This window comes from Mucilaginibacter aquatilis, assembly GCF_009755275.1.
Taxonomy (GTDB): domain Bacteria; phylum Bacteroidota; class Bacteroidia; order Sphingobacteriales; family Sphingobacteriaceae; genus Mucilaginibacter; species Mucilaginibacter aquatilis.
This window is the reverse complement of the sequence record NZ_WQLA01000006.1, coordinates 174,017-186,462: the sequence shown is the minus strand read 5'-3', so window position 1 is coordinate 186,462 and position 12,446 is coordinate 174,017. Positions and strand designations below refer to the sequence as shown.

At 41.3% G+C, this 12,446-nt stretch carries 10 protein-coding genes; 5 read left to right on the top strand and 5 right to left on the bottom strand.

The annotated features are described in order from the left end of the window. Positions 1 to 131: 131 nt before the first annotated feature. The 3 genes from GO816_RS15240 to GO816_RS15230 all read left to right on the top strand — a co-directional run bounded on the left by GO816_RS15240 (position 132) and on the right by GO816_RS15230 (position 4,240). The gene (locus tag GO816_RS15240; protein ID WP_157542803.1) at positions 132 to 653 is read left to right on the top strand and encodes an NADPH-dependent FMN reductase; all 522 of its coding nucleotides are present in this window, start codon (positions 132 to 134) and stop codon (positions 651 to 653) included. A gap of 86 nt (positions 654 to 739) precedes the next feature. Then, the gene (locus GO816_RS15235; protein ID WP_157542802.1) at positions 740 to 2,062 is read left to right on the top strand and encodes a PQQ-dependent sugar dehydrogenase; all 1,323 of its coding nucleotides are present in this window, start codon (positions 740 to 742) and stop codon (positions 2,060 to 2,062) included. A 108-nt stretch (positions 2,063 to 2,170) separates the two neighbouring features. Further along, a complete protein-coding gene (locus tag GO816_RS15230; protein WP_157542801.1) occupies positions 2,171 to 4,240 on the top strand; it encodes a TonB-dependent receptor in 2,070 nt (689 codons plus the stop codon). Positions 4,241 to 4,333: 93 nt separating this feature from the next. Here GO816_RS15230 and GO816_RS15225 read toward each other — a convergent pair whose 3' ends face one another. Then, positions 4,334 to 4,789: a PA2169 family four-helix-bundle protein gene (locus GO816_RS15225; RefSeq protein ID WP_157542800.1), complete on the bottom strand. Its 456-nt coding sequence runs from the start codon at positions 4,787 to 4,789 to the stop codon at positions 4,334 to 4,336. 160 nt (positions 4,790 to 4,949) lie between these two features. On the opposite strand from GO816_RS15225, the gene GO816_RS15220 reads away from it, so the two are divergent. Continuing rightward, positions 4,950 to 5,120, top strand: a complete 171-nt coding sequence (locus tag GO816_RS15220; RefSeq protein WP_157542799.1) for a hypothetical protein — start codon at positions 4,950 to 4,952, stop codon at positions 5,118 to 5,120. A gap of 77 nt (positions 5,121 to 5,197) precedes the next feature. Next, positions 5,198 to 5,992 (top strand): DUF4350 domain-containing protein, encoded by a 795-nt coding sequence (locus GO816_RS15215; RefSeq protein WP_157542798.1) that lies wholly within the window; start codon positions 5,198 to 5,200, stop codon positions 5,990 to 5,992. A gap of 63 nt (positions 5,993 to 6,055) precedes the next feature. Here GO816_RS15215 and GO816_RS15210 read toward each other — a convergent pair whose 3' ends face one another. The 4 genes from GO816_RS15210 to GO816_RS15195 form a co-directional block, all read right to left on the bottom strand. Continuing rightward, entirely contained in the window at positions 6,056 to 7,039 is a 984-nt protein-coding gene (locus GO816_RS15210) for a transglutaminase family protein (protein ID WP_157542797.1), read from the bottom strand. Positions 7,040 to 7,050: 11 nt separating this feature from the next. Then, complete coding sequence (locus GO816_RS15205; protein WP_157542796.1) at positions 7,051 to 7,986, bottom strand: alpha-E domain-containing protein; 936 nt, start codon at positions 7,984 to 7,986, stop codon at positions 7,051 to 7,053. A 68-nt stretch (positions 7,987 to 8,054) separates the two neighbouring features. After that, on the bottom strand, positions 8,055 to 9,503 hold the full coding sequence (locus tag GO816_RS15200) for a circularly permuted type 2 ATP-grasp protein (protein WP_157542795.1): 1,449 nt from the start codon (positions 9,501 to 9,503) through the stop codon (positions 8,055 to 8,057). A 406-nt stretch (positions 9,504 to 9,909) separates the two neighbouring features. Further along, positions 9,910 to 12,405 carry a M1 family metallopeptidase gene (locus tag GO816_RS15195; protein ID WP_157542794.1) on the bottom strand — a complete coding sequence of 832 codons (2,496 nt, stop codon included), beginning with the start codon at positions 12,403 to 12,405 and terminating at the stop codon, positions 9,910 to 9,912. Positions 12,406 to 12,446: the final 41 nt, after the last annotated feature.

Here is a 12,446-nt window from a genome sequence, read left to right as displayed (position 1 = left end):
GCCTTTGCCGGATAATCAAAAGTAAAGCTAAAAATTTATACTTTCGCTTTGCTTTAAACCGGGGGCTAAAGATACGAAATTAAACAATTCGGCAGTCGATGGTGTTGCGTTAACTTATAAACACTTTTTTAATGATTACCGTTGTTGCTGCTACTAACCGTCCTGGAAGTTCAACTTTAAAATTAGCCAAATATTATCAAAGGCAGCTTATAAAAAAGGGTTTGGAAGTTGAGCTTTTGTCGTTAGAAAATTTGCCGCCAAACTTCATCCAAACTGATATGTACGGCAAATGCAGCGCCGAATTTGGTCCGATACGAAAGCTCATTAATGCCTCACAAAAGTTTTTGTTTGTTATTCCCGAATACAACGGCAGCTTTCCGGGCGTGTTAAAGGCCTTTATTGATGCCTGTGATTTTCCGGATAGCTTTTATGATAAAAAAGCCGCGCTTGTAGGGCATTCCTCAGGCACTTATGGTAACATACGCGGAGTTGAACATTTTGCAGGTGTTTGCAGCTACCTGCATATGCATGTGTTGCCGTTGCGTATACACATTCCATTTATACGCAAGGAGATAAATGCCGAAGGCGAGTTGTTTGAAGAGCGTACGTTGAAATTTGTTAACGAGCAAATTGAAAAGTTTGTAACTTTTTAGGTTCTTAAGCCTGCTTGTTATTTCGTTTGCCAAACAAAATTTTGCCTATAAGGTTAATTCTCTTAGTCTTAACTAAAGAGTACCTTATGAAAATCAGAAACTTCCTATATGTAGCCGTTGCTGCGGGTGCAGTTTTTAGCAGCTGCCAGCAAAACAAGAAGCCCGATCCGGCAATGGCCGATACCACTGCCGATAAGGTTGGCCAGCAAGTGAATTTACCAGCACCTTACGAAACCAAATCGGTTAAAAACTTTTGCGAAGTAATAGGATGGCCTAAAGGTAAAACACCTACTGCTCCGGCAGGCTTCAAAGTAAGCCTTTATGCAGAGGATTTAAATAATCCGCGTAATATATACGTTGCTCCAAATGGCGACGTGTTTGCTGCCCTGGCAACTACCGAGGCTAAAGGTTTGAAAAAGGCAGGCTCGGCGCTTGTGGGCAAAACCAAATCACAAAACATGGGCGATAGCCCCAACACCATTGTTATTTTCAGAGATAGTAACGGCGATGGCGTGGTTGATAAGAAAGGATTGTTTTTAAGCGGACTTAACCAGCCATTTGGTATGGCTGTTATAGGTAACTGGTTTTACGTAGCCAATACAGATGGCTTATGGCGTTACCCTTACAAACCGGGAGATGCCCGCATTACGGCCGAAGGAAAACGTGTACTTAAGCTCCCTGCCGGTGGTTACAATAACCACTGGACGCGCAACCTGCTTGTTAGTAAAGACAGTAGTAAGCTATATATAACCGTAGGCTCGGGTAGTAATGTGGCCGAGCATGGTATTGCCAACGAAGCACGCAGAGCAAATATTTTGGTGGTGAATGCCGACGGCTCAGACGAAAAAATTTATGCCGGTGGTTTACGCAACCCGGTTGGTATTGACTTTTTCCCTGGTACAAGCAATATTTGGACCGCCGTTAACGAGCGTGACGAACTGGGAGATATGCTAGTGCCTGATTACTTAACCAGTGTTAAAGAGGGTGGTTATTACGGTTGGCCATATGCTTACTTTGGCCAGCATGAAGATCCTCGTTTGAAAGGACAACGCCCTGATTTAGTTAAGAGCACTTTAGTGCCTGACGTTGCATTAGGTTCACACACGGCATCATTAGGCCTGGCCTTCTATAACGGCGATGGTTTTGGTTCAAAATATAAGAACGCTGCTTTTGTAGGTCAGCATGGTTCATGGAATAGCTCAAAGCTGGTGGGTTATAAAGTTGTAGCTGTGCCGTTTAACGGAAGCAAGCCTGGCAAACCCGAAGACTTTTTAACAGGCTTTATCGCTGATGCAGCACAAAACAAAGTTTATGGCAGGCCGGTTGGCGTAGCTGTAGCAAAAGACGGCTCGCTATTGGTGGCCGATGACTCTGGTAATAAAATTTGGCGCGTAAGTGCTGAAAAATAAGATCTGTTTTATTTTTTGCGGGTTAGCTCGCATCATTTAATTAATAAATTAACAAAAGTAGTCCTTTAGGTAAAAGGACTACTTTTGTTTTTGTGTGTAACCGTGCCTATGTATAAAAAACTTACCACTCTATCCTTTGTCCTGTTTTCGGCTTCAAATATATATGCGCAAATGCAGGATAGCTCCCGTACCATTGAGCCTGTTACTGTAAGAGGATATTTATCAGAACAACGAATTTTCAATGTGCCGTCTTCTGTTGGTGTTTTGAGTAACAAACAACTGAACCTGCAGCCTAATAACTCGTTAGTTAGCGCTATGAATACATTGCCCGGAATACGTATGGAAGAGCGTACGCCGGGCAGTTACCGCCTGTCTATAAGAGGGAGTTTGCTGCGGTCGCCTTTTGGTGTGCGTAATGTTAAAATCTATTTTGATGAAATTCCACTTACCGATGCCGGTGGCAACAGTTATTTGAACGCCCTGGACGTAGCCAGTTTGCACAGTATAGAAGTATTAAAGGGGCCTGATGGCAGCCTTTTTGGTGCTAATTCGGGCGGTGTTGTTATTATCAACCCAGTAAATCGATTAAACGATAGTAGCAAAGTTGATTTAAACTTTAACGCTGGCTCATATGGCTTGATACATCAAAACGCCGGGGTTAGCCAAAAATGGGGCAAAAACCAACTGGATATAAAGCAAGCTTATCAAACTTATGATGGCTATCGTGATCATAGTTACCTTCAGCGGCACTATTTTCAGTTAGTTGATAGGTACAGTTACGGGCAAGCCAACCAACTGAAAGCACTTGGCTTTTACTCTGATTTACAATACCAAACACCGGGCGGGCTTAATCAGGCACAATTTGATAGTAACCCGCGTGCATCACGCCCTGCAACGGCTACCTTACCGGGAGCCATTGATCAAAATATAGGCATAAGTACAAAGGTTTTATTTGGTGGTTTAGTTAACGAGGTTCGGTTAACAGATCGTATCCGTAATGTAGCATCTGTTTTTGGAACACGCGTAAAGTTCAATAACCCGTTTATAACAAACTACGAACAACGTAATGAAAACACCTACGGTGGAAGAACCTATTTTGAATTAGTCGGTTTGCCATCAAATAGTATGGATTGGAAGGTTAACCTTGGAGCTGAATGGCAGCAAACTAATGCAACAATAAACAACTACGATAATCAAAGGGGGGAGATAGGAAAACCGCAGGCCTTTGACAATGTAAACACAAACCAACATTTTGTATTTGCACGTTATGCAGCCAAAATACTCCAGGTACTGAATATTGAAGCCGCTTTAAGCCTTAACTTTTATAGCTACAAGTACCAAAATATATTTCCTTTGAATGAGCAGGAAAGGAACACTAAAAACTTTGATCCGCAGTTAATGCCGCGTATAGCATTATCGTACCAAATACTCGATAATTTTATATGGCGCGCATCGGTAAGCAGGGGGTATTCAACGCCAACCATAGCTGAGGTAAGGCCAAGCAACAATGTTGTGAATATAAATCTCCAGCCCGAAACAGGGTGGAATTATGAAACTGGTTTAAGGGTGCGTAATAGTGATGAAAGTTTAATGTTAGATGCTTCGGTATTTTATTACCGCCTTAGGAACACCATTGTAAATCAACGTCTGGCCAATGAAACTGACTATTTTGTAAATGCCGGTGGCACCAAACAATTAGGTGTGGAATTAAGCTTTACAAGCTGGATTATGCAACTGAAAGCCAATGGCTTTTTAAGAGGTATCCAGTTTAATGAGGCCTTTACCTATAATAACTTTAATTTCAGAAACTACAACGTAAACAATAACAATTACTCAGGGAATAGCTTAACTGGTGTACCCAAAAATGTAGCGGTAAGCAGTTTGCAGTTCCGGTTCCCAAAAACTGTTTACGTGTTCATTCAGCATAATTATACTGGTAGGTTACCGGTTAATGATGCAAACACCGTTTACGCCAGTAAATATAATTTGCTGCAAGCTAAAGCTGGTTTACAACTAAACCGTGCTGCAAGCAAAGTGAAAATAAATATATATGCAGGTACCGATAATTTGCTGAATCAAAAATACAGCTTAGGTAATGATTTGAATGCAGTGGGTAATAGGTTTTTTAACCCGGCACCTTTGCGCAACTACTATGCAGGTTTGAATTTGAGTATTTAATTGCGTAGTAAGCTTATGAGAATTAGAGTCTTAAATCTCTTAAAATAATAAAAGCCGCATTAGCGGCTTTTATTATTTATGCTTATCAGCAAATTATTGTGCACTATCACGTAATGCTTTAATACGATCATGTGACTGACCGATTGCCTGAGCTTGTTTAGCTATTAATGTAATTGCTTCTGCCGGTAATACGCCTTCTGCAAGGGCTTCACGGTATGCTTTTTTAATAGCATCCTCTCCGCGCTCACACTCAGCAAGAATTGCTTTACGGTCGCTGCCTGTGAACAATGCCTTTACATCAATCCATGCGCGGTGTAATGTGCCTGATACGCTATTGCCGGTTTCGGTATCGCCACCGTGTTGTGCTGCTAATGCAGTTAATTCTTGTGAAAACTGACGGCTTTGGCTGCTGTATTCTTCAAATAATGATTTCAGATCAGACTCACCACCTTCTAAATCTTTCAAGGCTTTTTGAAATCCGTCTGCACGATCGTTGTTAATCTCTATTAAATCGTTAATTATTTCTACTGATTTTTCTATAGTTTCCATAATGTAGATAAGTTTATTAATCTGAAGTTAAAAACGTCAGTGGTCGCATTAGGTTTTACCTTTATTATTCTTAGCAGGAATAAGCGTAGAAATTAATTAATTAAAACTGCCTGACTGGTGTCACGTTACTCATTAAAGTAACTTATTTAATTTTTGAATTATGGCAAATCATGAAAGCGATAAAAAACCGATTAAAGGTGCTGAAGAAAATGAAGAGAGCTTGAAAACAGATGAGCCTATAAGCGAGCGCGATGAAGTGAAAAAAGCCGAGGATCGTACCCGGAAAATACATGAAGATAAAGAGAAAGACAGCAAGCAGCTGGAAGATTGATTTGTAAAATTGAATAGCACTTAACGGTTTATAAACTAAAAGTTATAGTTTAGCCCGCTAACGATTATAACATTGCTATGAAGATCAATTATTGTTACGCATTTTTAATGGCTTTGGGCTTTACAGCGGTCAACTGCAAGGCTCAAACCGTAACTCTCGATTATCATTTTAACCACGAAACAAGGAAAAACAGCCAGGGACAACCAGAGCGTTTTCACTACATCTGGGAAGAAAAGGACTACAACGGATTCTCTGTTTTGGGAGATGTTTTCAAAAGCCAGGGCTTTAAGCTAAACTCGTTAAATGCAGCACCAACCGCGGCGAATTTAAAAGGTACAGATGTTTACATTATAGTTGATCCTGATAGCAAAAAGGAAAATCCTGCTCCTAATTATATAATGCCGGCTGATATTCAAAACATAGACGCCTGGGTTAAAAAAGGTGGTGTGTTGGTAATGTTTGCTAACGATAGTGCTAATGTGGAGTTTAAACACTATAACGAATTAGCTGCAGTGTTTGGAATGCATTTTAATGATGATATTCAAAACCATGTGATTGATGATAACCATTTTGAAGATGGTGGGGTTTTTATCAAAGACAACCCGGTTTTCAAAACATCAAAGAAAATTTATATGAAGGATGCCTGCTCAATTGCTACAAGCGGTAACGCACGCCCTGTGCTTAAGAACGCTGCCGGAGCAACGCTGATAGCCACTGCCATGCATGGTAAAGGGCATGTGATAGCTATTGCCGATCCGTGGCTGTATGATGAGTACACCAACGGGCGATTACCGGCTAACCTGAATTTTGAAAACGATAAAGCTGCTTACGACCTGGTGGTTTGGTTAAAAAGTCTCGTTCCTAAAAAATAGAATTTTCAGTTTAAAAGAGAAAAGGCCGTTAATAATAACGGCCTTTTCTCTTTTATTAAAATATTACTGCTGCTGTTGTTGCTGTTGCATCAGCATTATTTCCTGGTAGCGTCGGTAGCTGTTTGTTGTAAAAGGCTCCGACTCTATTGTTTGAATAAATTGATTGGTCGGTATCAGGTTTTCGGGCTCGGAAGACGGCAAGCCTTTATATTCAACGCTTACCTTTACTTCAAGCATATGGCCTGAGTTGCCCTTGTAAACACCTTTAACCGGCGAGCAGTCTGAAAAGTTGCGGCCTACGGCAAGGCGTACATGAGTTTCATTGGCCACACAATTATTCGTAGGATCGATGCCAATCCAGCCATAATTAGGTATAAATACTTCGGCCCAGGCATGGGTAGCACCTTCGCCACGCATACCGTTATGGTTGGGGCATATATAGCCGCTTACATATCTTGCCGGAATTTTCAGCAGGCGCAATATCTGTATAAAGAGATGCGCAAAATCCTGGCATACACCGGCTTTTAGTTTCCAAACTTCGTCAAGTGTACTTTCAACCGTTGTTACGCCGGGCAGGTATTTGATGTTTTTGTAAATATAGCCGGCAAAACGCAATGCGGTTTGGTAAGGCGTTTCACCCTGTAACCTTTCACTTTCAATGGTAGTTATAAGCTCTGGTAACGATTCGAAGTATTCAGGCTTTAAAAAGTCAATATATGGTACGATGAACTGTACCGAGGCAAGCATTTGCCACTGCTCATCTGCCGCAATATCATCAGCCGGAAGCTCTTTAGGGTGCGTTACAACAATCACTTCAGAATTTATTACCAGGCGGCTGTGCTTTTCAAGATAAGTAAAGCTGCCTACTTGGTTACCATAGTAATCAATATGCGTATCAACCACCGGATTGCCCGTAATTGTAAGGTCGTGTTTTAATACCTCCTGTGCAACATCGGTAATAGGATAGAGGATAATTTGATTCGCACTATCGCGTACGAGGCCCTCGTAGGTATAACGGGTTATATGCTGTATTTTAAATTCAGGCATAGCTAATTGAATTAATAATTGGCAAAGTAATGTTCATTCATTGATGTGCCAATGGCAAATAAGTCTTGCCGTATTTGAGTTAAAAATTGGTGCAAGCCCACCTGGCGTATGCTTTGTGCCGAACTATATTGTATAAAACTTTGCAGTTTACCAATTTGGAAAGCAATGTTCCGGTGATTGCTTAAATGGCTTTCATTTTTTAATCTGTCATAATAGCGGTGAATGTTATTAGCCGAATAAATTACCGACCGGGGAAAATCATCATTTAAAATAATCAGCTCCATCACATTTTGAGCTTCAATTCCGTCGCGGTAGGTTTTAAGATAAAGCTCGTAACCACCTAATGATTGCAGCAAATGTTTCCAGTAAGTAGTGTCGGTCAATAAATCGGGGTTTGCGTTTACCGAACCAAATTTTACATCAAGAATGTCAACTGCCTGTATACTGCGTTCAAGGTACTTGCCAATATTCATAAAGCTACGTCCTTGTCCGCGTTCCATGCTAATTTCGGCCGTGCCATAGTATAGCATAATTTGCTTTATCAAAACATCCAGTACACTAATGGGGTCATCTTCCATCAGGCGTTGATTTATGCTCGGATCTTTAACGCAATGATAATATTCGTTTAGACACTGCCATAAATCGCGCGTAATATGTTCCTGTACACTGCGGGCATTTTCGCGGGCCAGGGTAATCATATTAGTAATTGAATTAGGGTTGTTTCGACCGCTAACCATGTAGCTAAGCACCGCCCGGCTGTCGTTATGCAGCTTGCTTGTCAATTCATCGTCGACACCCGAATATATGCGTATAACCGGTTCCCATGTAAACTCTCGCACTGCATCCTGCGATGATGCGTAATTTATTTTCAACATGCGCAAAATGCCGTCGCTGCGCTCAATATATCTGCTCAGCCAAAAAAAGCTTGCTGCTACTCTACTTAACATATGTTATGCCCACTTAAAAGAGCTTTTCTTATTTACTTAATTTGGTTGATAATCTTATTTGCCAATGCTTACATAAGCACCCATGTATCCTTACTGCCGCCACCCTGCGAGCTGTTTACCACCAGTGATCCTTCTTTAAGCGCTACGCGGGTAAGTCCGCCTGGTACTATTTCAATACCATCGGGGCCGCAAAGCGCATAGGGGCGTAAATCAATACGGCGGGGTTGTAATGCTCCCTGCAGGTAGCACGGTGCAGCTGATAAGCTAATTGTGGGCTGGGCTATAAAATTGCGAGGTTCTTTTAGTATTTCCTTTTTATAGTCATCTATTTCCTGCTCGCTTGCCGCATGGCCCATAAGCATGCCGTACCCGCCGCTTTCGTTGGTTTTTTTCACTACCATGGTATTAATGTTGGCAAAAGTATATTCACGCTCATCATCATTACGTAACTGGTAAGTAGGCACGTTTTTTAAAATAGGCTCCTCATTTAAATAATACTTTATCATTTCGGGCACGTAGCTGTAAATGGCCTTATCATCGGCAACGCCGTTACCAATGGCATTTACAATGGCTACATTGCCTTTGCGGTAAGCGCTCATTAAACCAGCCACACCTAACACGCTTTTAGGGTTAAACACAAGCGGATCTAAAAAGTCATCGTCAACCCGGCGGTATATTACATCAACCTGTTGCAGGCCTGTTGTGGTTTTCATGTAAACTTTGTGATTGTTTACAACAAGGTCGCGCCCTTCAACCAACTCAACGCCCATTAGCCTGGCAAGGGTAGTGTGCTCAAAATAAGCTGAGTTATATATGCCCGGACTAAGCAATACCACCGTAGGGTTACTGATGCGCCGCGGCGATAGCGCCATCAGGTTTTTATACAAAATTGTAGGGTACTCTGTTACGCTGCGCACATTGCATTGCGGCAATAAATCAGGAAACAGCCGCTTGGTAATCTCACGGTTCTCAAGCATGTAACTTACTCCTGATGGTGTACGCAAATTGTCTTCAAGTACGTAAAATGTGCCTTTTTCATCGCGAATAAGGTCAATGCCCGCAATATGTACGTAAATATCATAAGGTACGTCAAGCTTGTACATTTCGCGCAAAAAGTGCGGACATGAATAGATTACGTCAATTGGTACAATACCATCTTTAATGATGAACTGGTTATGGTAAACATCTTTTAAGAACAAGTTAAGTGCTGTAAGACGCTGTTTTATGCCCCGTTCAACCAGCTTCCATTCAGGAGCGGTAATTATGCGCGGAATAATATCGAAAGGAAATATTTTTTCTATACCCTCGCCGCTATTGTAAACAGTGAATGTTATTCCCTGCGTCATGAACAGGCGACGCGCCAATTCCTCTTTTTTATTGAGATTATCGGTAGATTCGTTAGAAAGGTAGCTAATTACCTTTTGATAATGATTGCGAATGGTTGAATTTTCGCTATACATTTCGTCCCAAACGCCATTAATGGCATTGTAATCGTTAAAATGCGCCGATTTATACATAAGCGATTGGAAATTTACACATACAGAAACTGAGAAATTATAAGTTTGTCGTAATTTAATAACAGTTTTTGATAATTTGAATCATAAATTATTAATAAATTTAAAATTGAATAAAAAATTTTGATAACTGTTGTTATATTTATACTATTGCGTCAAGATTTACGCATTTAACTGACCTTTGCGAATATCAAAGCACCGTTTCGGTGTTTTCCGAACGGTGTTTATTACAACAATCTTTTAAACAGTTTTTTTGAAGCTATTTTTGATAACAGTAATTTAGCTCACTTGTTCTTTAATTGTGCCCTTTCCCCTAAAAACTATATAACTACTCAAGCAGCAAATGCTGCATTACTCAAACAAAAAACGGCTGCCTTAAGGGCAGCCGTTTGATTTTAATGAATTTTAATTATCGCAGTTCTTTTATTGCTGCATCAACAGCTTTTACAGAAGCTTCATCACCGCTACGCTGAGCTTTAATGCCCTCCAGTATTTGAGTAACTGCAGGCGCAATTCCATACTGCTTGTAACGTACACCGGTACTGCGTATTTGATCAATACCCTGACGTGCATACTCCGAACTTTTCAAACGACCAATAAAGGCAGCAACTTTACGTATTGATGCAAATTTTCCTTGAATGTCAGCCTCTTCAAATTTGCGGCTTACATAAGGCCATTCAGCATCTGAGCCGTTTGTTGCATATGTATTTACAATAGTTTGAGCCAATTCGCCTTCACTGTCTTTTTCCAAACCTTTAGCAATAGATAGGCTGCCTGTAGGATCAAGCTGGCTTAAGCCCTCAAGGGCTGCTGCCTGTACTGCGTATGATTGGCTGCTTAATGATTGCTTGAACAATGCATTATTATCAGCAGATTTTAATGTGCCTAAAGCGGTTAATGCACCGGCCTTTACCAAATTGTTGGCATCGCTTTTTGCCATGGTAGCAAGCAATGGTAAGGCGGCTTTTTTTACATCATCGTTCGTGAGCTTAAGCGCCTTTAAAGCTTTAAGGCGTAAGCCGTAGTATTTGTCTTTAAGCGCAGCAATAATTATCTGGCGTGCAATCGCATTGTCAGAGCGCTGTGCTTCGGCCCAGGTTAAGGCTTCAAAACGGTCCATGTATAACGGCGCATGCATGGCCATGTGTAGAAATTCCCCAGGCGTGTGGTTGTCAGTTTTTTTGGCAAGAAGCATTTTGTCGCCATCAACGTTAACCAAATCTGGTTTGGCATCAAGTTTAAATGTCAGCGTATCGGTTTTATCACGCATCCAAACCATGTGGCGTACTTTCTTATCACCGGTATAAATATCAACCGCCATTGGTAGTTTAAACGCATTGCCGGTTTGACTTTGCTGCAAGTATACCGACTGTGTTTTTTTAGCTGCATCCCACCCGTAAGTAATATTCAGCACCGGATGACCTGAGTTGTAATACCACTGGTTAAAGAACCAGCTTAAGTCTTTACCACTCGCTTCTTCAAGTGCTAAACGTAGCTGGTGGGCTTCACCATTTTTAAACGCATTGGTTTTAAGGTAAATGTTTAGTCCTTTATAGAAAGCATCGTTACCTAAAAAGTTGCGTAGCATATAAAGTATCGATCCGCCTTTTTGATAAGTAACTACGTCAAACACGTCCTCCTTATCGTTATAATGGAAGCGAACAAGATTTTTGGCCGCAGCAACTTCGCCGCTGTTTAAGTACTGACGCCTATCACCGTTAATGTGGGCTTCACCTTCATCTTTACCATATTTGTACTCGGCCCACATGGTTTCACTAAAATCAGCGAATGATTCGTTTACAGTTAAGTTGCTCCAGCTTTCGGCCGTTACATAGTCACCAAACCATTGGTGAAAAAGCTCATGCACAACCGTGCTTTCGCCCTGCGAGGTTGCATAATAGCGATCAAGAAACTGGCGTGCGGTGCCTTGTACATAATCACCATGTAGCGTAGCTGAGGTGTTCTCCATTGCTCCGCTTACATAATCACGCACTACAATTTGTGCATACTTTGCCCAAGGGTAATCAACTCCTAAAGTTTTTGAGTAAAACTCAATGGCCTCTGGTGTGTAACCAAATATGGTTTTGGCATAAGGAGCATATTTAGGCTCAAGGTAATAGCTAACCTCTTTGCCTTTCCAGGTGTCTTTCTGAATTTTGAAGTTACCCACAGCCATCATAAACAAGTACGGTGAATGAGGTAAATCTTGTTTCCAGTAATCGGTACGGGTACCGTTACCGTTGTTTTTTTGCGTTGTTAATTTGCCGTTTGAAAGTGTCACATACTTTGACGGCACAGTCATGTAAATTTCCTGGGTGGTTTTTTGGTTAGGCTTATCAATGGTAGGGAACCATGCCGATGAGCTTTCAGTTTCGCCCTGAGTCCATATTTGAACCGGTTTGTCCTTCACAGCGCTATCGGGGTTAATAAAGTATAAGCCCTTTGCATCACTTATGGCCAGGCTGCCCGCTGCTTTCAGCTGGTCGGGTTTTGAGGTGTAGTCAATATAAACAACGTACTTTTCGTTATTACGGTAAACGCGGTCTAGCTTAATGGCAAGCGAAAGGCTGTCATAAGAAAACTTAAGCGGCGTGTTTTTGCCGTTGCTAACAATGGCAATGCTCTTTACATCCATACCTTTAGCATCAAGCCTTAAGCTATCAGTAGGGTACATGTGCGGTTTAAGCGTAATCCACTCTTTGCCGTATAAAAAGCGTTTTTTATAATCAAAGCGTACATCAAGCTTGGTGTGTACCAGGTCGTTGATTTTTTCGGGAGTTGCGCGGTAAATTTTAAGGTTAGGCGATTCGGGGGCTTTTTCACCGGTTTGGGCTAAAGCCGGTAAAGCTAAAACGGCAACGCAGAAGCAGGCAACTGCATGCGCCAAAGGTTTGTTTAAAGTCATATAATAGTTTAACAGTATGAGCTAATTTACTATGCAGCCAA

Bases quoted from the DNA above. Each gene is read 5' to 3' on its own strand.
- GO816_RS15240 (WP_157542803.1), top strand. From the start codon at position 132: ATGATTACCGTTGTTGCTGCTACTAACCGTCCTGGAAGTTCAACTTTA.
- GO816_RS15235 (WP_157542802.1), top strand. From the start codon at position 740: ATGAAAATCAGAAACTTCCTATATGTAGCCGTTGCTGCGGGTGCAGTT.
- GO816_RS15230 (WP_157542801.1), top strand. From the start codon at position 2,171: ATGTATAAAAAACTTACCACTCTATCCTTTGTCCTGTTTTCGGCTTCA.
- GO816_RS15225 (WP_157542800.1), bottom strand. From the start codon at position 4,789: ATGGAAACTATAGAAAAATCAGTAGAAATAATTAACGATTTAATAGAG.
- GO816_RS15220 (WP_157542799.1), top strand. From the start codon at position 4,950: ATGGCAAATCATGAAAGCGATAAAAAACCGATTAAAGGTGCTGAAGAA.
- GO816_RS15215 (WP_157542798.1), top strand. From the start codon at position 5,198: ATGAAGATCAATTATTGTTACGCATTTTTAATGGCTTTGGGCTTTACA.
- GO816_RS15210 (WP_157542797.1), bottom strand. From the start codon at position 7,039: ATGCCTGAATTTAAAATACAGCATATAACCCGTTATACCTACGAGGGC.
- GO816_RS15205 (WP_157542796.1), bottom strand. From the start codon at position 7,986: ATGTTAAGTAGAGTAGCAGCAAGCTTTTTTTGGCTGAGCAGATATATT.
- GO816_RS15200 (WP_157542795.1), bottom strand. From the start codon at position 9,503: ATGTATAAATCGGCGCATTTTAACGATTACAATGCCATTAATGGCGTT.
- GO816_RS15195 (WP_157542794.1), bottom strand. From the start codon at position 12,405: ATGACTTTAAACAAACCTTTGGCGCATGCAGTTGCCTGCTTCTGCGTT.